Source organism: Pseudomonas sp. IT-P44, assembly GCF_949768225.1.
Lineage (GTDB): Bacteria > Pseudomonadota > Gammaproteobacteria > Pseudomonadales > Pseudomonadaceae > Aquipseudomonas > Aquipseudomonas migulae.
This window is the reverse complement of record NZ_CATKQM010000010.1, coordinates 94,689-114,611: the sequence shown is the minus strand read 5'-3', so window position 1 is coordinate 114,611 and position 19,923 is coordinate 94,689. Positions and strand designations below refer to the sequence as shown.

Below are 19,923 nucleotides of genomic sequence, written 5' to 3'. Positions count from 1 at the left end.
TTCTTACAGTATCGACCCGGCCAAAAAAGGCTCAGTCTTACCTTGATCCGAGCGAAGGAACGTCGAGACCGTGAATGCTCACCGCCACACCCCGACGGTGTCGGTTATAGATCCGCGTTCGTTGGCGATCCGCAATGTGGGCTACTGTCGCCATCCGGACAAGCCAGACGCTGATACGCGCATCACCCGGCAAATTTACGAGGCGGCCGGGCGGTTGGTTGCGTCATGGGATCCACGGCTTTGGGGTACGGCACCGCAGCCGAACCAGGCGACTGTCTACGGCTTGAGTGGTCAGCCCGTGTTGACGAAAAGTGCGGACGCCGGTTGGCAACTGAGTCTGTTGGATCACGTTGGCTCGCTGCATTCATTCTGGGATGGGCGGGGTAATCAGCGTCAGTGCGAGTATGACAATCAGCAGCGTCTGCTTTCGGTGACGGAGCAGGCTGCACAAGAGTTGCCGCGTGTAGTTGAACGTCTGACCTACGGCGGCTCTGCCCCGGCATTCGCTGTGCATAACCAATGTGCAAAGCTGATCCGCCATGACAACCCGGCCAGTACCCGCTTCGTGACCGACTACGGTTTGGCCGGTTCGGAAATGAGTGAAAACCAATGCTTCCTGAAAGACCTTGAACCACCCGATTGGCCCAGTGAGTTCGAAGCCCGGGACGCGTTGCTGGAAGATCAGTCGTTCGTCACGCGGCACGTCTTCTCTCCCACGGGCGAGATTCAGCGCCAGACCGATGCCATGGGTAATGACCGGACCTTTGCCTATGACGTGGCAGGCAGGCTGAGTGAAACTTGGCTGCTGCTGGCTGGAGAGGGCAGACAACTACAACAGCTGGTCAGCGACATCCGCTACAACGCCCACGACCAGATCGAAAGCGAAACCGCCGGCAATGGCGTTCAAACGCGAGCCGAGTACGGTGCCGATGACGGTCGGTTGATGCGGTTGGTGGCCGCCGTCGGAAGTCAGAAGTCGTTGCAGGATCTGATTTACACCTACGATGCGGCGGGCAACATCATCAAGCTGGAAGACAAGGCCCAAGCCGTTACCTGGTTCAACAATCAGCGCATCGAACCGATCAACCGCTATTGCTATGACAGCCTGTCTCAACTGGTCGAAGCCAAGGGTTGGGAAGTTGCCAGCCCCAGCCACGGACCGGAGTTGCCGGATTTACTGCCCACACCGCTGGACCCCAATCAGCGGCGCAACTACACGCAGCGTTTCGAGTACGACGCAGCGGGCAATCTGATCACCCGCCAGCACAGCGGTGCGCCCGGTTTCTCGATGTTCACCTCCGCCCGCAGCAACCGCAGCCTGGCGCAGCGTGACGATGGTTCATTGTCCGGCGAGCCAGAAATCGAGTCAGGCTTCGATGCCTGCGGCAATCAGCTGGAGTTGCAGCGCGGCCAAACCATGACCTGGGACATTCGCAACCAGTTGAGCCGGGTGACGTTGGTCAAGCGTGATGATGACCCCGACGATTACGAGTGCTATGCCTACGACCGCCCCGGCCATCGGCTGCGCAAGGTGCATTTCAACCAGACCAGTGGCCGGACAGGGCGTACTGAAGTCCGCTACCTGCCCGGCCTGGAACTCCACCGCCAGTCCGATGGCGAAGAGCGCCATGTCATCAGCATCGAAGCCGGCCGTTGCAGCGTTCGGGCTTTGCACTGGCCCGAAGGAACGTATGCCGATCAATTGCGTTACAGCCTCTGCAACCACCTCGGTTCCAGCACGTTGGAGTTGGATCACGAAGCCGGCATGCTGACCCAGGAACACTATTATCCCTTCGGCGGCACCGCATGCTGGGCTGGTAAAAATACGTTGGTGGCGAAGTACAAAACGATTCGCTATTCCGGCAAAGAGCGGGATGCAACGGGGCTTTATTGCTACGGCTATCGATATTACGCGCCGTGGTTACAGCGGTGGACAAGTCCAGATCCCGCAGGTCATCTGGATGGGCCTAATCGTTACGCAATGGTGGGTAACAACCCGATCAACTTCATTGATAGATTCGGGTTGGAGGGAGAGCAGGTTCAGGGCACTCAAATGTTGGGAGGCGTCATCATTATGGTCTTGTTCGCCCTGATCGGAGCAGGATCGGGTGGGATAGACGGGAATGCTCAAATGGGGTCGTCAGTTGGAGCCTTGGTGGGCGGTGCGCTGTTTGCAATCATGCGTTGGCACGAACATCAGCAATCAAGACCGGAGGCTAGCGCTATAAAAGAAGAGGAGAAGGAGAGAAATTCAGGTGAAAGGTTTAGACGTTCCGTACGCGAGCTCGCAAAGAACGCAAATTTGACGGCGGGCGAAACCGGCAGGTTTGTGGATTTCGCATACGGGCGGCGAAATGTTTCAAACGACTTTAGTCTCATGCTTTTCGATAATCGTGCAGGGAAAATTTATGGATATGCAGGTCCCACAGCAACGGCTGATCAGGCTGATCAGGTCCTGAGATCGGATAACAATCCCGAACGTGGGTTAAGGAAAATTGGCCACAGCACGGTGTTACTTCGAGATAAGTCGAGAGAAAGCTCGTCAACCACATCGGCCCTTACCGACCCGAACCAATTTGATTCAGGCAGTTTTGTACCTGTTTCCGGTCGACGAAAGGGGCGCAGCACTTCGCAGTCTGGTTCAGGATTGGCCCAACTTCCAAATGCGGCGTCCGCACCCGACCAGCGATGGATAATTGATACAAAAGAGGTAGATAGGATCCTGAATGACGCATCTGATTCTGACAGGGAAATCGTCGAGTCGGCGATCAGTGATTTGCGCGCAGGTCGTACGAAAGCGCTCCACTGGCACCGCCATCGCGGTGGTTTATGGTCTGCAGACTTGAGTGGATATCACGGCAGTAGGGGGCGTGGAGTCTACAGATTGATGCTCAGCCATCAGGGAGGTCTTAACTATAGAGTCGAGCGCGTGCAGAATCCTCACTAGGTTCATTGCGGTGATCAGGAAGTCGGCTTCCTTGCCTGGTCCCTGCTCAGCGCTTATTCAACCCCCGAGCCAACCGATCCCCACCCAACTGAATCACCGCCACCAACACCACCAGCAACACAATCACCGTCAACATGATCTGGCTATCAAACCGCTGATACCCATACCGATAAGCAATGTCCCCCAACCCACCCGCACCAATCGCCCCGGCCATGGCCGACGAGTTGATCATGGTCACCAAGGTGATCGTGAAACCACCGACAATCCCCGGAAAAACGGAATCGAGCGAAACAGGTTCAACGAACACACCCAACGGTGAGGTTACCTGTTACTTCTGCCAGTATCGGTTGGGCCAAGAAAGGCTCAGTCTTACCTCGACCCGAGCGAAGGACCGTCGAGACCGTGAACGCTCACCCACACACGCCGACCCTGTCGGTCATGGACCCGCGAGCCTTGGCGATTCGCGAGGTGGGCTATTGCCGGCACCCGGACGAGAACGTCATTGCTTCGCGCATCACCCGGCAGGTTTTCGATGCTGCGGGGCGTTTGGTCGAGTCGTCGGATCCCCGTTTATGGGCGTCTGCGCAGAAGCCGAATTTGACGACAATCCATGGGTTGAGTGGCCAATCGTTGCTGACGGACAGCGTCGATGCCGGCTGGCAACTGAGCCTGTTGAATCAGGCCGGTTCGCTGCGATCGTTCTGGGACGCCAGAGGCAGTCAGCGTCACATCGCCTATGACGATCAGCAACGTCCGATAGCCGTTACGGAACAGACCGCCGAAGCATTACCGCGTGTGGTCGAGCGATTGACCTACGGCGGCTCTGCCCCGGCATTCGCAGTGCATAACCAATGCGCAGCGGTGATCCGTCATGACAATCCAGCCGGTACCCGCTTCGTCACCGACTTCGGTTTGGCCGGTTCGCAATTGACTGAAAACCAATGCTTCCTGATCGACCTTGAACCACCCGATTGGCCCAGCGAGGTAGAGGCCCGGGACGCGTTGCTGGAAGATCAGTCGTTCGTCACGCGGCACGTCTTCTCTCCCACGGGCGAGATTCAGCGCCAGACCGATGCCATGGGCAATCACCGTACCTTTGCCTATGACGTGGCAGGCAAGCTGAGTGAGACCTGGCTGCTGATGGCTGGAGAGGGCAGACAACCACAACAGCTGGTCAGCGACATCCGCTACAACGCACACGACCAGATCGAAAGTGAAACGGCCGGCAATGGCGTTCAAACGCGAGCCGAGTACGACGCCGAGAACGGTCGTTTAATACGATTGGTGGCGGCAGTCGGGAATGAAGATCCCGTTCAGGACCTGAATTACACCTACGATCCGTTGGGCAACATCACCGAACTGGAAGACAAGGCCCAAGCCGTTACCTGGTTCAACAACCAGCGCATCGAACCGATCAATCGTTATCGCTATGACAGCCTGTCCCAACTGGTCGAAGCCAGCGGCTGGGAAGTCGCCAACCCGAGTCACGGACCGGCGTTGCCGGACTTGCTGCCCACACCGCTGGACCCCAATCAGCGGCGCAACTACACCCAGCGCTTCGAGTACGACGCGGCGGGCAATCTGATCACCCGCCAGCACAGTGGTGCACCGGGTTTCTCGATGTTCACCTCCACCCGCAGCAACCGCAGCCTGGCGCAGCGGGACGACGGGTCGCTGCCGGGGGAATCCGACATCGATTCAGGCTTCGATGCCTGCGGCAATCAGCTGGAGTTGCAGCGCGGCCAAGCCATGACCTGGGACATCCGCAACCAATTGAGCCGGGTGACGTTGGTCAAACGCATCAGTGGGTCTGACGATTACGAATGCTATGCCTACGACCGCCCCGGTCATCGGCTGCGCAAAGTGCATTGCAACCAGGCCAGTGGCCGGACAGGGCGTACTGAAGTCCGCTACCTGCCCGGCCTGGAACTCCACCGCCAGTCCGATGGCGAAGAGCGCCATGTCATCAGCATCGAAGCCGGCCGTTGCAGCGTTCGGGCCTTGCACTGGCCCGAAGGAGCGCATGCCGATCAATTGCGTTACAGCCTCTGCAACCACCTCGGTTCCAGCACGTTGGAGCTGGATCACGAAGCCGGCGTGCTGACCCAAGAGCACTATTACGCCTTCGGCGGCACCGCATGCTGGGCCGGTAAAAGTGCGTTGGTGGCGAAGTACAAAACGATTCGCTACTCGGGTAAAGAGCGGGATTCAACGGGGCTTTATTACTACGGCTATCGATACTACGCGCCGTGGTTGCAGCGTTGGATATGCCCAGACCCGGCAGGAGACAAGGATGGGCTGAATCGCTATGCGATGGTGAGGAACAACCCGATTAATTTCTACGACTGGCAAGGCACGTTATCGATTCCAGTCGATGTTTTTATCGACGATATCGTCAACCCAATGAGTAAAACCATTGGCACGGGATGGTTCGAGGAGCTGATTTGGAATGATGAGAAAAACACGTTCATGAGTACCGGCCCGGTTCATGGTCGAGGTATGAAGGTGTTCGAGGGTGAAAATTCCGAGTGGTACCCATCATCTTTCGGACATGCCATTGCTGCATTTCGTGACCAGAGCGGCAAGCTACGTCTGTTTGCCAATATGTATTTTCAGCACATGGGCATCCAGCCTGGCATGGGACTTCCAGAGTTCGCGGGGCTGTTGAAAATTGATAAACAGGCCCCTTCAAAATTCGTCATCAACAATCATTCCGGCCACTACAAACCCGAATCCTCAATTGACGTTGAGGCGATGATTCGCGAGATTGCTCCGCAGCAACAGTCAGTGAGCTATGCCCCGATTCCCGAGAGCTCGTCGTTTGATTCAACACTTCGAATCAATTCTATTGACTCGCCCGAAACGTATGCGCGCCTGGTGAACACGTACAAGCGAGATTTCAATGGCTTGATCACCTACCTCAAAGAACAAGGTGTCTGGGAAGCCGCCAAAGCGAAATTTGGAGAAAGTGATGGCCGGAGCATCATTTTCAAGATGGAGGCTAAAGGGATGACTGCCCGGCAGATCTACAATGAAGAATCTATGTTGGGACTTGCCAAACCATTGGCTGAGCCCGTGCAACCGTCCATTGGCACCAGCCGAGTCACACGTCCACTCGTTCAGAATAAGACCAAAAAAACTTCATTTTTCCGATCTCTTGGCCACCGATTGAGTCAGCTATATACGAAGTGACAGCTAGTTATTTATTGCTTGAACGGGAGGGGCAGGTGTTTGCGAACTGCTCCCCTCGTTGAGGTCATTCATTTGCTTCAGCGCTTGTTCAACCCCCGAGCCAACCGATCCCCACCCAACTGAATCACCGCCACCAACACCACCAGCAACACAATCACCGTCAACATGATCTGGCTATCAAACCGCTGATACCCATACCGATAAGCAATGTCCCCCAACCCACCCGCACCAATCGCCCCGGCCATGGCCGACGAGTTGATCATGGTCACCAAGGTGATCGTGAAACCACCGACAATCCCCGGAAAAACGGACTCGAGCGAAACACGTTCAACGAACACGCCCAACGGTGAGGTTACCTGTTACTTCTGTCAGTATCGGCGCGGCCCAAAAAGGCTCAGTCTTACCTCGATCCGAGCGAAGGACCGTCGATACCGTGAACGCTCACCCACACACGCCGACCCTGTCGGTCATGGACCCGCGAGCCTTGGCGATTCGCGAGGTGGGCTATTGCCGGCATCCGGACGAGAACGTCATTGCTTCGCGCATCACCCGGCAGGTTTTCGATGCTGCGGGGCGTTCGGTCGAGTCGTCGGATTCCCGTTTATGGGCGTCTGCGCAGAAGCCGAATCTGGTGACGGTCCATGGGTTGAGCGGCCATCCCTTGCTGACGGACAGCGTCGATGCCGGCTGGCAACTGAGCCTGTTGAATCAGGCCGGTTCGCTGCGTTCGTTCCGGGACGCCAGAGGCAGTCAGCGTCACATCGCCTATGACGATCAGCAACGCCCGATAGCCGTTACGGAACAAGCCGCTGACGCACTACCGCACGTAGTCGAGCGATTGACCTACGGCGGCTCTGCCCCGGCATTCGCAGTGCATAACCAATGTGCAAAGCTGATCCGCCATGACAACCCGGCCAGTACCCGCTTCGTCACCGATTACGGTTTGCCCGGTTCGCAATTGGGTGAAAACCAACGCTTCCTGATCGACCTTGAACCACCCGATTGGCCCAGCGAGTTAGAGGCCCGGGACGCGTTGCTGGAAGATCAGTCGTTCGTCACGCGGCACGTCTTCTCTCCCTCGGGTGAGATTCAGCGCCAGACCGATGCCATGGGTAATGACCGGACCTTTGTCTACGACGTGGCGGGTAGGCTGAGTGAGACCTGGCTGCTGATGGCTGGAGAGGGCAGACAACCGCAATGCCTGGTCAGCGACATCCTCTACAACACACACGACCAGATCGAAAGCGAAATCGCTGGCAACGGTGTGAAAACGCAAGCCGAGTACGGTGCCGATGACGGTCGGTTGATTCGGTTGATGGCCGCCCTCGGAAGTCAGAAGACGTTGCAGGATCTGAATTACACCTACGATCCGGCGGGCAACATCACCGAGCTGGAAGACAAGGCCCAAGCCGTTACCTGGTTCAACAACCAGCGCATCGAACCGATCAATCGTTATCGCTATGACAGCCTGTCCCAACTGGTCGAAGCCAGCGGCTGGGAAGTTGCCAACCCCAGCCACGGTCCGGCGTTGCCGGACTTGCTGCCCACACCGCTGGACCCCAATCAGCGGCGCAACTACACCCAGCGTTTCGAGTACGACGCAGCGGGCAATCTGATCACCCGCCAGCACAGTGGCGCGCCGGGTTTCTCGATGTTCACCTCCGCCCGCAGCAACCGCAGCCTGGCGCAGCGGGACGATGGTTCATTGCCCGGTGAGCCGGAAATCGAGTCAGGCTTCGATGTCTGCGGCAATCAGCTGGAGTTGCAGCGCGGCCAAGCCATGACGTGGGACATCCGCAACCAGTTGAGCCGGGTGACTCTGGTCAAGCGTGAAGACGACCCCGACGATTACGAATGCTACGCCTACGACCGTCCCGGTCATCGGCTGCGCAAAGTGCATTTCAACCAGACCCGTGGCCGCACAGGGCGTACTGAAGTCCGTTACCTGCCCGGCCTGGAACTCCACCGCCAGTCCGATGGCAAAGAACACCATGTCATCAGCATTGAAGCAGGACGCTGCAGTGTTCGCGCCTTGCACTGGCCCGAAGGCGCGCATGCCGATCAATTGCGTTACAGCCTCTGCGACCACCTCGGTTCCAGCACGTTGGAACTGGATCACGAAGCCTGCGTGCTGACCCAGGAATACTATTACCCCTTCGGCGGCACCGCATGCTGGGCGGGGGAAAGCGCCTTGGTGGCGAAGTACAAAACCATTCGCTACTCGGGCAAGGAGCGGGATGCGACAGGACTTTATTACTACGGATTCCGGTATTACGCGCCGTGGTTACAGCGATGGATTTGTTCCGATCCTGCGGGATTAATTAATGGTCCGAACCTTTACTGCATGCTGGGAAATAATGTGTTGCGTTTTAAAGATGCAGGCGGTTTGGTAAAGGTTGATTCGGTCAATATGCAGTTGCAAAAAATTCAAGGCCTTCCAGAACTTCTCTATTCGCAGGATCATATTGATAACGCATCTCTCGTTACGGATCTTTCCAGGAGTAATGAAGTGAGCTTGTTGGATATTGATGGTTATAGGGTTGTGTATAAAAACTATGCTGAAATGTGGACGCCTGATGACGAAATGGAATTGCAGCGTATCAGGGCCAATAATGAGGTATTTGCTTTTAGGCTAAGTGAGCAGTTGGGGCTGGATTTTGTTCCTGAAACTGCACTTGTGCAGGAGCGGAGGCGAGCAGTTGTCTCGCGTTACATCCAGCCAGTAATGGACAGGTCTGCTTGTTCAATGGGTTTCAATAGAGAGAAAACAAGCTTGTATGTTTTTGATTATTTGATTGATATTCGTGATCGAGATAATGAAGGATCGAACGTTGTTTTTGATGAGGCCGGAAAATTTTACGCTATTGATCATGAGCAAATACTTGGCCTTGGTTCGGCTGACTCAAGGCCGAAAGGCCCAGGGTTAGAGCTCGGAGATGCCCACCTTTCGATATTTTTTGAAAATTCCATCGTCGTGGAAAAATTTAATGAGACCGACTGGCCCGCTTTTTATGATGAGCACACCAACGGGCTTGATGTCGCCGATCCTCTCGAGATTCAACGTTCAAAAAATGCATTTTTAGCAAGAGTTGATAGGGTCCGTACTTGGCTTTCTACTAGTCCTTAGATTCCAGCAGTATTAACTTCTTGGCATCGAGAACTCGCTGGCTAAAAGCGCTTTCGCACTTTTAGCTTCTCGCCTAGCGCTTGTTCAACCCCCGAGCCAACCGATCCCCACCCAACTGAATCACCGCCACCAACACCACCAGCAACACAATCACCGTCAGCATGATCTGGCTATCAAACCGCTGATACCCATACCGATACGCAATGTCCCCCAACCCACCCGCACCAATCGCCCCGGCCATGGCCGACGAGTTGATCATGGTCACCAAGGTGATCGTGAAACCACCGACAATCCCTGGCAGCGCTTCCGGCAACAACACATGCCAGACAATGTGCCAACGCCGGCATCCCATCGCCTGCGCTGCTTCGATCAAACCGTAATCCACCTCACGCAAACTGACTTCCGCGATACGCGCAAAGAACGGCGTGGCCGCAATCGTCAGCGGGACCACGGCCGCCCATACGCCATAAGTGGTGCCAACGATCAACCGGGTAAACGGAATCAACGCCACCATCAAAATCAAAAACGGAATCGAGCGAAACAGGTTCACGAACCCACCCAAGGCGCGGTTCAGCGCCGGTGCTTCGTAGATCCCGCCCTTGGAGCTGGTAACCAGGATCACTGCCAGCGGAATCCCCGCCAGCAGCGCAATCAATGACGACACGCCAACCATCAAAAACGTGTCGATGAAGCCTTGCAGCAACCGATCAAACCACATAACCCAGCACCTCCACCTGTTGCGCCCAGTTGCCGGCGCGCTGGCGCAGTTCTTCCGCGCCCAGCGGCGAACCGGTCACCGCCAGCAGCAATTGCCCCAGCGCATGGCCCTGAATCCGTTCCACGCCACCTTGCAACAAGCGCACGCGACCGCCGAGGGCGGCGAACAGCGCGGCCAGATCCGGTTCGTCGGTGGCGCTGCCGGTGAATTGCAAACGCAGGACCACGGCGGCGTCGGACGACTGTGGTTGCGTCTGGAGACGACTTTGCAGCTCCTGCGGCAACGCGTGTTGCAACGGCGCCAGTAAGGTTTTGCTGACCTCATGCTGCGGGTTGCCGAAGACTTCCCACACCGGGCCTTGCTCAACGATGCGGCCATGCTCCAACACCACGACGCGGTCGCAGATGTCGCGGATCACCGCCATCTCGTGAGTAATCAGCACGATGGTCAGGCCCAGACGCTGATTGATCTCGCGCAGCAGGCCGAGGATCGATTGCGTGGTCTCCGGGTCCAGCGCCGAGGTGGCCTCGTCGCACAACAGAATCTCCGGGTCGTGCACCAGCGCGCGGGCGATGCCCACGCGCTGTTTCTGCCCGCCGGAAAGCTGCGCCGGGTAGGCCTTGTGCTTCTCTTGCAGGCCGACCAGTTCCAACAGCTCACGAACTTTCTGCTCGCGTTTCTCCTTGGGCACGCCGGCGACTTTCAGCGGCAACTCGACGTTCTGCCAAACGGTCTTGGCCGACATCAGGTTGAAGTGCTGGAAGATCATGCCGATGCGCCGACGCAGCGCCACCAGGCGGTCTTCATCGAACTCGCCGATGTCCACCTGATCGATCAGCACACGTCCCGTGCTCGGTTGTTCGAGACGGTTGATGGTGCGGATCAGTGACGACTTGCCGGCACCGCTGCGGCCGATGATGCCGAACACTTCACCGCGCTGGATGGCCAGGTCGATGCCGTGCAGCGCCGCCACCGGACCTTGCTGGCCGTTGTAGGTTTTGCCCAAGCCGATGAAGCGCACGTGAGCACGGTTCAGGTCGGGGTGCAGTTCGGTCTGTTTAGCTTGCTGAGGCTCTGGAATATCCAGTCGCCGTTGGATCGCGGCCGTCATTCTCAGCTTTCCCAACCGGCTTGATAGAGTTTGCCGTGGGCCTTATCCAACGCTGCGCGAACGGCTGGCGAATGCTGGTAGATGTCGACGAATTTGATCAGGCGCGGGTCGGCTTTGTTTTTCGGCTGGATCACGAACTGGATCACGTATTCCTTGTGATCGAGGCCGTCGAACAGCAGCGCGGAACCTGCATCGAAGGTCTTCGCCAGGCGGATGTAGGCCGGGTAGCCCTGGACCAGATCGGCGTCGTCATAGGCGCGTACCAGTTGCACGGCTTCAACTTGCAGGATTTTGATTTTTTTCGGGTTGGCGATGATGTCTTCTTCGGTAGCCTTGTAGCCGACGCCCGGCTTGAGCGTGATCAGGCCGGCCTTGGCCAGCAGTTGCAGGCCGCGACCGCTGTTGATCGGGTCGTTGGCGATGGCGACGCTGGCGCCTTCCGGCAGTTCGTCGAAGCTTTTGTATTTTTTCGAGTAGAGGCCGACGTTGTTGATGATGCCCGGCGCGAACGGCACCAGGTCAAAACCGGCGGCAGCCTTGGCGTTTTCCAGGAACGGCACGTGCTGGAAGTAGTTCACGTCGATGTCACCGGCGGCGAGGCTGACGTTGGGCGCGATCCAGTCGGTGAACTCGACGAGTTCGACTTTCAGGCCTTGTTTGTTGGCTTCTTCGACGGCGGCTTCCAGCGGGATGGCGAAGGCGGCGGTGGTGCCGACTTTCAGCGGCGCGTCGGCGGCGAAGGTGATGGAGCTGAAGAGGCCGAGGGCCAGGGCCAGTGCTTTGACTGGGTGAGAGAGGTAGTTCTTGGTCATGATGTTTTTTCCAGTCAGTGCATAAATTTGGGGTGTTTGGTCGGGCCTCTTCGCGGGCAAGCCTCGCTCCTACAGGGGATTGCAGTGCCCCTGTAGGAGCGAAGCTTGCTCGCGAAGCTTTTAACGGCGAAACGCGGAGCCGGTGTGTTGCTCAGGCAAATGCGCCTCTGCGTGAAACAGCTTCTCCCGCAGGCTGCCGTCGTCATAAGCGGTCTTGTACGACCCACGCCGCTGCAACTCGGGAATCACCAGTTCGATGAAATCCACATAGCTTTCCGGCGTGACAATTCGTGTCAGGTTGAAGCCATCCAGCCCGGTTTCGGCGATCCAGGATTCCAGCTCATCGGCCACTTGCTCAGGTGAACCGACCACCGTGATGTAGCGGCCACCGAGCGCGTGTTGCTCAAGCAATTTGCGCCGGGTCCAGTCGTTGTTTTGCAGGTTTTTGGTTGCCGATTGAATCGCGTTGCTCTTCACGTACTGGATCGGTTCGTCGATGGCGTACTCGGAAAAATCGATCCCGGTCGATGCCGAGAAATGCGCCACGCCGGCCTCGGCACTGGCGTAGCTCAGGTATTCGGCGTGCTTGGCCCAGGCCAGCTCTTCGGTGGCGCCGACGATCACGTTCAGCCCCATGAACACCTTGATGTCCTCAGGATTGCGCCCGGCTTCAACGGCGCTGGCGCGCACCTTGTCCACCTGAACCCTGGTCGACGGTTTGTTCTGGCCGCTGATGAACACACACTCGGCATGGCGCCCGGCGAACAGCAAACCGCGATCCGAACTGCCGGCCTGGAACAGCACCGGCGTGCGTTGTGGCGAAGGTTCGCAGAGGTGATAACCCTCGACTTGATAGAACTCGCCCTTGTGTTCGACCTTGTGCACTTTCTCGGGTTGGGCGTAGATCCGCTGCTGCGGATCGTTGAGCACCGCGCCGTTTTCCCAACTGCCTTCCCAGAGTTTGTAGAGCACTTCGAGGTATTCGTCGGCCTGGTCGTAACGACGGTCGTGCTCGACTTGTTCGCTCAGGCCCATGGCTTTGGCGGCGCTGTCGAGGTAGCCGGTGACGATGTTCCAGCCGACCCGGCCGCGGCTCAGGTGATCGAGCGTCGACATGCGTCGGGCGAACAGGTACGGCGGTTCATACGTCAGGTTGGCGGTCAGGCCGAAACCGAGGTTTTTCGTCACCGCCGCCATCGCCGAGACCAGCAGCAGCGGGTCGTTGACCGGCAGCTGGATCGATTCTTTCAGCGGCACGTCCACCGAGTTCTGGTAGACGTCGTACACGCCGACGATGTCAGCGATGAACAAGCCGTCGAACAAACCGCGCTCCAGCAACTGCGCCAGTTCGGTCCAATACTCGATGGTCTTGTATTGAGTCGAGGTGTCCCGTGGGTGCGTCCACAACCCATGGTTGATGTGCCCGATGCAGTTCATGTTGAACGCGTTGAGCAGGATCTTCTTTTTCTCACCAGCCATCAGATGGTCCCTCGCAACGGAGGGTTTTCATCGTTGAGGTAGTAGTTGCCCACGGCGTGATACTTCCAGCGCACCGGGTCGTGCAGCGTGTGCACCCGAGCGTTGCGCCAGTGGCGATCCAGTCCGTGTTCGATCAGGGTCGCCTGGCTGCCGGCCAGTTCAAACAGCGTGCTGCCGGCGGCAAGGGAGATTTCAGTGCTGATGGCGCGGGCTTCGGCGACGGCAATCGACGCGGCGGCAACGGTCTGTGCGTTGGTGTCGGCTTGAGCCTTGTCGAGGAATTCGCCGGAGCGCTCCAGCAAGGCTTCGGCGGCGTGCAGGCGGATGCTCAGGTGGCCGAAGCTCTTGATGGTCAACGGGTCGTCGATGGCTTTTTCGTGTGTGGCGTCGATCCATGGACGGGTTTTGGTCCGCACGAAATGCAGCGCGTCTTCATAGGCGGCGCGTGCGATGCCGGTGTCTATGGCGGCGTGAAGAATCTGTGCCAACGGGCCGACCGGAGTCGGGCGTTCGAAGGCGCTTTGAAACGGGATCACGTCTTCGGCGGCCACAAAGACGTCTTCGAACACCACCGAACCGCTGCCGGTGGTGCGCTGGCCAAAACCGCTCCAGTCGTCGATGACCGTCAGCCCTTTGCTGTCGCGCGGAACGAACGCCAGTTGCTGCACACCGTTTTCATCCACCACCGAGGTCGGGATGCGTTGCGCGTAGATCGCGCCCGTTGCGTAGAACTTGCGGCCGTTGATGCGATAGCCGTCACCGTCGCGGGTCAGACTGGTGACGCGGTCGTGGGCGGTTTTGGTGCCGAGTTCGGCGAGTGCATTGCCGAAACGCTGGCCGGCCAGCACTTCTGCATAGAGACGTTTTTTCTGCTCGGCGCTGCCGTTCACGCGCAGCACTTCGAGGGCGTAAAAATGGTTCTGCGGAATTTGTCCGAGGGAGCCGTCCGCCTGGGCGATCAAGGCGATCACCTTGGCCAGCGTGACGTTGGAAACCCCGGCGCCGCCGTACTCTTTTGGCACGCTGATGCCCCACAGACCCGAGCGGGAAAACACTTCCAGTTCCGGGTGCGGCAAACGGCGTTCACGGTCGCGCAGGGCGCTGTCGCGTTTGAAGTCTTCGGCCAGGTCACTGGCGACGATCAGGGCTTGCTCATCGCTGGTTATGACCGCGACGTGGTGAGAAATTGTCATGTGTTTCTCCAGGTGTCTGGTCGTTAAATCCAGGAGTGGCGAGCGGGGAGCGTGCCGTTGAGGTGATAGGCGCCGACGGCGTGATACTTCCAGCGCACCGGATCGTGCAGCGTGTGCACGCGGGCGTTGCGCCAATGGCGGTCGAGGTTGAATTCGGCGAGGGTGGCGCGGCTGCCTGCCAGCTCGAAGAGCTTTTCGCTGGCCTGCAGCGAGATCTCGGTGGTCAGCACCTTGGCTTCGGCCACGGCAATCGAGGCACGGGCGGCGGACTCGGCGGTAAGCGGCGCGGCGTTGACCTGATCGAGTACCTGTCCGGCTTTGCGCAGCAGCGCTTCAGCGGCGTGCAGTTCGATTTTCAGTTTGCCGATGTCGGCGATCACATAAAGATCATCGCTGGCGCGTTCGACCTTGGCGTCGATCCATGGGCGGGCGCGGGTTTTCACGAATTCGATGGCGTCGTCGATGGCGCCGCGAGCGATGCCGGCGTCGATGGCCGCTTGAATCAGCTGCGAGACGGCACCCTGGATGTTCGGCTTGTCGTTGATCTTCCAGTTATCCACCACCAGCTCGGCGTCGACCCGCACGTTGTTGAGCAAAATGGTGCCGCTGGCGGTAGTGCGCTGGCCGAAACCGGACCAGTCATCAACGATCCGCAAGCCCGGTGTGCCGCGACGGACGAAGGCCAGTACTTGCTTGCCGTCGTCGTTCAGCGCCTTGACCGCCACCCAGTGGGCGAACAGGGCGCCGGTGGAGTAGAACTTCTGCCCGCTGATGACAAATCCGTCGCCGTCGGCGGTGATCCGAGCCTTGAGTTCCAGGGTGTTCCTGGTGCCGCGCTCCGGCCCGGCATTGCCGATGCGCCAACCTTCGAGCACGCTTTTGAACAGCTGTTTTTTCTGCGCTTCGGTCGCGCTGCCGAGCACCAGGTTGAGAATGCCGAACTGGTTCTGCGGGATCTGTCCCAGTGCCGGGTCGGCTGCGGAAATGATCGCAAAAACATCGGCCAGGGTGACGAACGAAACCTGCGGGCCGCCGTATTCGCGCGGGATGGCAATGCTGCCCAGGCCGCTGCGGGTGAACTGTTCGATTTCCGACCAGGGCAGCTTGCGCTGACGGTCGCGTTTAGCCGCTTGTTGGCGGGCGACCTGCGCCAGCTCATGGGCGGCCTTGATGGCTTGTGCGTCGTTGCGCAAAACCTGAGCGGGCAACAACAACGGGGCGATGTCCAGATCACTCTGGACGATTGCATCTGCCAGACTGGACATCAGTGCCGCTCCTTGGCTGCTGCACGCAATGCCCTGGCGATCTGCACTGGGGTGATTGTGTTCCGGACCATACCTACCTCACATCTCATGGAACGCCGCGATGGATGCGGCGAAGTAAAAACAAGAATGTCCGGTGGTCCGGTTTATATACCCTAAGCGTGTATAAAAATTAAATAAACTAACTTTTAGGAATATGGATAGAAGTGTGTCGTGAGCAACTGTACGCAGGGCAACACTTTGTTCTTGTAGCAACAGAAACACCCAGCGGTCGGCTTTTGTAGGAGCGAACGGTGCGGCGATCCGACTTGCTCGCGAAGGCGTAAGTTCTGACACGACGCGTTATCGTTTTTCGCGAGCAAGCTTCGCTCCTACAGGGGATGGTATGGATCTCAATTTTTTCGGGATTCTGCGGCCATAAGCACTTCCCTCTGCGGGATTTTGAGATAGGGATTGGCACAACCAATCTTCAACGTACGCGCCGGCGCCCAGCGAGAGTTGTTACCCACGCGGTCGAGGATGCAGTAGGTCACTTCCAGCCGCAGGTCTTCGCCGGCTTCAAGAATGATCGCCGGCGGCACCCAGACCTGAATCGGCTGGCCCACATCGCCGGCCTTGAGCCGTGGCAGGTCCATGCGCACATCGCCCCAGCGCAGGGTGATTTCATCGTCGATGGCCATGTTCAGGTACGGCTCGATGGTCAAGGGAACGCCGCGCTTGATCTGGTTCGGGTTGACGCCCTGACGGCGGATGGTTTCGGGAATGCTCACCGGCGCCAGGCTCTGGATTTCATCGCCGTACAGGGCAGAGGGCTGGCCTCCCGGGCAGTCGAGCTTGACCTGCACGCAGGTTGTCGGTGACAGCGCTGGCCCATGGCCGACCTGCATCAGCCGGTAGTGAATGCGAGAGGAGCCGTTGGCGATGAAGCTTTGCGGCACGCGCAGGCTGACGGATTTGCCGACGTCCAAGGGGTTCAGCACCCTGGAGGCCACGTAGCAGTTGTCCCAGAACAGTTCGATCAAGTCGCCTTCGTCCATGCCGGGATAAGGCGCGACGGCAATCAGCAGGTGAGAAGCCGAGGTGATGTTGATGCCGCTCCGGTGGGATTGCTCCACGGTCGGTGCCGCAAGTTCGGGTTTTTTCGAAATATGTTTCATGGGTTTCTCCTTGAAGTCTTGCAGCGAAGTCCGTTTCTGAAAGAACTGATTGGCCGAGCCACAAACGACTCATTACTTGCGTATGAACAACGATTGAACGTGATGAGTTCGTTTGCCGGAGACTAGATAAGAGTGCGCTGGAATAAGTGTCAATAGAGTTGGTTAGTTAAGTAACGAATCTTTCGTTATTCAGAAAGCTCCTACGCTTTCAGGTCCGGAAGCCCCATCGACTTGTCGAACATACCCACCGAATCAGCGTTTTTTTGCGGTGAGAGGTGCCGGTTGTTCGTATGGCAATGCGCAAGTGTTTTGTGGATTTTAGGCGAGGATAATCTGTCGCAGGACATATATATGTACCGCACGCGATTATTGAAAGAGGGATAAATTGTAAGAGTGGTTTGAGTGGCGGTTGAAGGGGGTATGAAGTTTCGATGTAACTTCCATCCGTGGAAGTTTATGTCGCTGTTATGGCTGCTCAGTGTTGAGCGTTGTTCAGGAACTTGCTGAGAAACTGTTTTGTCCGTTCTTCTTTCGGATGGGCAAACAATTCTTTTGCTTCGCCTTGCTCGACGATCACACCCTTGTCGAAAAACACCACGCGGTTGGCCACGTCGCGGGCAAAGCCCATTTCGTGGGTCACGATGACCATGGTGCGCTTCTCCTCGGCGAGGCTGCGGATGGTCGCCAGCACTTCACCCACCAGCTCCGGATCGAGTGCCGAGGTGGGTTCGTCGAACAGAATCACTTCCGGTTCCATCGCCAGCGCACGGGCAATCGCCACACGCTGTTGCTGTCCACCGGAAAGACGTCGCGGGTACGCGTCTTCCTTGCCTGCCAGGCCAACCCTGGCCAGCAGCTTTTTACCCAGGGCAACGGCTTCGGCGTGCGCGATCTTCTTGACGATGATCGGGCCTTCGATGACGTTTTCCAGGGCGGTGCGATGCGGGAACAGGTTGAAGTTCTGGAACACGAAGCCGACGTGCTGACGCAAGCGCCGCACCAGGCCCTGCTGCTGGTTCAACGGGCGGCTGCCATCGATCTCGATGTCACCGACCTTGATCCGGCCGCTGGAGGGTTCTTCGAGAAAATTCAGGCAACGCAGGAACGTGGTTTTCCCCGAGCCGCTCGGCCCGATGATTGCCACTACCTCGCCTTCCTTCACTTCCAGATCAATGCCGTTAAGCACTACTTGACCCTTGAACTGCTTTGTCAGTTTTTCCACGACAATCATGGGGTCAGGACTCCTGGTCGTGCCGATTGACCCGCTCTTCCAGCTTGTTCTGCAGGTGCGAGAGCACCGTGGCCAGAACCCAGTAGATCAGCGCGGCGGCAAGATACATGGTGAAAATTTCGAAAGTCCGGGCGGTAATCAGCTGCGCCTGACGGAACAGTTCCGGCACCTGAATGGTGGCGGCCAGCGCCGTGTCCTTGACCAGCGAGATGAAGCTGTTGCCCAGCGGCGGCAATGCCGTGCGCATCGCTTGCGGCAGGATGGCCCGGCGCAATGTCTGCGCGCGGGTCATGCCGATACTCGCGGCGGCTTCCCACTGGCCACGCTCGATGGAGCTGATCGCGGCACGCAGGATTTCGCAGGCGTAGGCGGCCATGTTCAGCGAGAAGCCGATCAGGGCCGCCGGCAGCGGATCAAGTTCGATACCCAGTTGCGGCAAGCCGTAATAGATCACGAACAGTTGCACCAGCAACGGCGTGCCGCGAAAGAACGACACGTAGATGCGGGCCAGCCAGCTCACCAGTTTGAAGCGCGACAGGCGCATCAACGCCAGGCCGAACCCCATCACCAGGCCGAAAAACATCCCGCCCAGGCTGAGGATTACCGTGTAGTACGCGCCCTTCAGCAGGAAGGGCGCGGAGTCCAGCGCAAGTTGGAAAGCTTCTCCCATTATTTGGTGACGTCAGCGCTGAAGTATTTTTCCGAAAGCTTTTTCAGCGTACCGTCGGCACGCAGCTTGTCGATGGCCTTGTTCACCGCTGCCAGCAACTCAGGCTCGCCTTTGCGCAGGGCAATGCCGGCTTCCTGGCGGGAGAACGCTTCGCCGGCGGCGGAAGTGTCCTTGGCCTTCTTGGCGTATTCCAGTGCGGCGAGGCGGTCGATCAGGATGGCGTCGGTGCGGCCGTTACGCAGGTCTGCGAACTTGCTCGGATCATCTTCGTAGGTGCGCACATCAGCGGTCGGCACGTTGGCTTTAACCCACTGCTCGTAGTTGGTGCCCAGGCCTACGCCGACTTTCTTGCCAGCCAGGTCGGCGGCAGACTTGATGTTCAGCTCGGCAGCTTTTTTGGTCAGCACCAGCGCCTGAATCCCGGAAATGGTGTACGGCTCGGAGAAGTCATACTTCTTCTTGCGCTCTTCGGAGATGGTCACCTGGTTGACCACTGCGTCCAGACGCTTGGATTCCAGCGCCGCGAGGATGCCGTCCCATTTGGTCGGTTGCAGTTTGACCTTCACGCCCAGCTCTTTGGCCAGGGCTTCGGAGAACTCGACTTCGAAGCCGGTCAGTTTGCCGTCGGCGTCAACGAAGCTGAACGGTGGGTAAGTGCCTTCCAGGCCGACGTTGATCACGCCAGCGTCCTTGATTTTTTGCAGCTGCTCACCGGCAACCGCTTGCCCCAGCAGACCGGCGCTTAGCGCCAGGCCCAGCGAACCCACCAGCAGATTTCGACGTAGTGCGGAAAAATTCATGACAAGCCCCTGTGATTTCTTATGAAGACGCTTTTAGGAATGTTGGCAAAATCGGGATTTGGACGACTGCGATATCCTGCCCTAAAGCAGCGTATGCGTCTCGCTGCAAATTCGCCTGCGGCGTGACTATATGACGGTGCTTATAGATAGGAAAATAATAAATATTGCGTTTGTTATTCTTTAAAGGAATATGTGTCAGGTAGACCGCTATCGCCAGCAAGCCG

General features: G+C 57.9%; 13 protein-coding genes and 2 pseudogenes. 3 read left to right on the top strand and 12 right to left on the bottom strand.

All coding sequences use genetic code 11. The features are described from left to right. Positions 1–70: 70 nt before the first annotated feature. Positions 71–2,947, top strand: a complete 2,877-nt coding sequence (locus ACM6IO_RS05755; protein ID WP_414911119.1) for an RHS repeat-associated core domain-containing protein — start codon at positions 71–73, stop codon at positions 2,945–2,947. Positions 2,948–2,993: 46 nt separating this feature from the next. Here the strand turns inward: ACM6IO_RS05755 and ACM6IO_RS05750 are convergent. Further along, positions 2,994–3,224: pseudogene (locus ACM6IO_RS05750) on the bottom strand (ABC transporter permease); the annotation flags it as partial. 125 nt (positions 3,225–3,349) lie between these two features. On the opposite strand from ACM6IO_RS05750, the gene ACM6IO_RS05745 reads away from it, so the two are divergent. Next, a complete protein-coding gene (locus ACM6IO_RS05745; RefSeq protein WP_414911118.1) occupies positions 3,350–6,139 on the top strand; it encodes an RHS repeat-associated core domain-containing protein in 2,790 nt (929 codons plus the stop codon). A gap of 77 nt (positions 6,140–6,216) precedes the next feature. On the opposite strand, the pseudogene ACM6IO_RS05740 reads toward ACM6IO_RS05745, so the two are convergent. After that, a pseudogene (locus ACM6IO_RS05740) lies at positions 6,217–6,447 on the bottom strand (ABC transporter permease); the annotation flags it as partial. A gap of 125 nt (positions 6,448–6,572) precedes the next feature. Between ACM6IO_RS05740 and ACM6IO_RS05735 the strand changes: the two are divergent. Then, on the top strand, positions 6,573–9,266 hold the full coding sequence (locus tag ACM6IO_RS05735) for an RHS repeat-associated core domain-containing protein (protein ID WP_414911117.1): 2,694 nt from the start codon (positions 6,573–6,575) through the stop codon (positions 9,264–9,266). A gap of 73 nt (positions 9,267–9,339) precedes the next feature. On the opposite strand, the gene ACM6IO_RS05730 is transcribed toward ACM6IO_RS05735, so the two are convergent. From ACM6IO_RS05730 to tcyJ, 10 genes are all read right to left on the bottom strand, one after another. Continuing rightward, complete coding sequence (locus tag ACM6IO_RS05730) at positions 9,340–9,984, bottom strand: methionine ABC transporter permease (protein WP_008032501.1); 645 nt, start codon at positions 9,982–9,984, stop codon at positions 9,340–9,342. Beyond that, positions 9,974–11,095: a methionine ABC transporter ATP-binding protein gene (locus tag ACM6IO_RS05725; RefSeq protein WP_414911116.1), complete on the bottom strand. Its 1,122-nt coding sequence runs from the start codon at positions 11,093–11,095 to the stop codon at positions 9,974–9,976. The genes ACM6IO_RS05730 and ACM6IO_RS05725 overlap by 11 nt, the downstream gene beginning before the upstream one ends. Before the next feature lie 2 nt (positions 11,096–11,097). Continuing rightward, the gene (locus ACM6IO_RS05720; RefSeq protein ID WP_414911115.1) at positions 11,098–11,907 is read right to left on the bottom strand and encodes a MetQ/NlpA family ABC transporter substrate-binding protein; all 810 of its coding nucleotides are present in this window, start codon (positions 11,905–11,907) and stop codon (positions 11,098–11,100) included. Positions 11,908–12,027: 120 nt separating this feature from the next. Next, the gene (locus ACM6IO_RS05715; RefSeq protein WP_223452788.1) at positions 12,028–13,386 is read right to left on the bottom strand and encodes an LLM class flavin-dependent oxidoreductase; all 1,359 of its coding nucleotides are present in this window, start codon (positions 13,384–13,386) and stop codon (positions 12,028–12,030) included. After that, positions 13,386–14,579 carry an SfnB family sulfur acquisition oxidoreductase gene (locus ACM6IO_RS05710; protein ID WP_223415274.1) on the bottom strand — a complete coding sequence of 398 codons (1,194 nt, stop codon included), beginning with the start codon at positions 14,577–14,579 and terminating at the stop codon, positions 13,386–13,388. Before ACM6IO_RS05710 ends, ACM6IO_RS05715 begins: the two co-directional genes overlap by 1 nt. A gap of 23 nt (positions 14,580–14,602) precedes the next feature. Further along, a complete protein-coding gene (locus ACM6IO_RS05705; protein WP_192417251.1) occupies positions 14,603–15,844 on the bottom strand; it encodes an SfnB family sulfur acquisition oxidoreductase in 1,242 nt (413 codons plus the stop codon). A 389-nt stretch (positions 15,845–16,233) separates the two neighbouring features. Then, positions 16,234–16,998 (bottom strand): hypothetical protein, encoded by a 765-nt coding sequence (locus ACM6IO_RS05700; protein WP_414911114.1) that lies wholly within the window; start codon positions 16,996–16,998, stop codon positions 16,234–16,236. A 475-nt stretch (positions 16,999–17,473) separates the two neighbouring features. Continuing rightward, on the bottom strand, positions 17,474–18,229 hold the full coding sequence (tcyN, locus tag ACM6IO_RS05695) for an L-cystine ABC transporter ATP-binding protein TcyN (protein ID WP_192226725.1): 756 nt from the start codon (positions 18,227–18,229) through the stop codon (positions 17,474–17,476). A 4-nt stretch (positions 18,230–18,233) separates the two neighbouring features. Then, positions 18,234–18,899: a cystine ABC transporter permease gene (gene tcyL / locus ACM6IO_RS05690; RefSeq protein ID WP_008032482.1), complete on the bottom strand. Its 666-nt coding sequence runs from the start codon at positions 18,897–18,899 to the stop codon at positions 18,234–18,236. Further along, positions 18,899–19,699, bottom strand: a complete 801-nt coding sequence (gene tcyJ / locus ACM6IO_RS05685) for a cystine ABC transporter substrate-binding protein (RefSeq protein ID WP_008032479.1) — start codon at positions 19,697–19,699, stop codon at positions 18,899–18,901. The genes tcyL and tcyJ overlap by 1 nt, the downstream gene beginning before the upstream one ends. Positions 19,700–19,923: the final 224 nt, after the last annotated feature.

Coding starts and splice junctions, on each gene's coding strand:
- tcyJ (WP_008032479.1), bottom strand. CDS start 19,699: ATGAATTTTTCCGCACTACGTCGAAATCTGCTGGTGGGTTCGCTGGGC.
- ACM6IO_RS05705 (WP_192417251.1), bottom strand. CDS start 15,844: ATGTCCAGTCTGGCAGATGCAATCGTCCAGAGTGATCTGGACATCGCC.
- ACM6IO_RS05725 (WP_414911116.1), bottom strand. CDS start 11,095: ATGACGGCCGCGATCCAACGGCGACTGGATATTCCAGAGCCTCAGCAA.
- tcyN (WP_192226725.1), bottom strand. CDS start 18,229: ATGATTGTCGTGGAAAAACTGACAAAGCAGTTCAAGGGTCAAGTAGTG.
- ACM6IO_RS05715 (WP_223452788.1), bottom strand. CDS start 13,386: ATGGCTGGTGAGAAAAAGAAGATCCTGCTCAACGCGTTCAACATGAAC.
- tcyL (WP_008032482.1), bottom strand. CDS start 18,899: ATGGGAGAAGCTTTCCAACTTGCGCTGGACTCCGCGCCCTTCCTGCTG.
- ACM6IO_RS05710 (WP_223415274.1), bottom strand. CDS start 14,579: ATGACAATTTCTCACCACGTCGCGGTCATAACCAGCGATGAGCAAGCC.
- ACM6IO_RS05700 (WP_414911114.1), bottom strand. CDS start 16,998: ATGAAACATATTTCGAAAAAACCCGAACTTGCGGCACCGACCGTGGAG.
- ACM6IO_RS05720 (WP_414911115.1), bottom strand. CDS start 11,907: ATGACCAAGAACTACCTCTCTCACCCAGTCAAAGCACTGGCCCTGGCC.
- ACM6IO_RS05730 (WP_008032501.1), bottom strand. CDS start 9,984: ATGTGGTTTGATCGGTTGCTGCAAGGCTTCATCGACACGTTTTTGATG.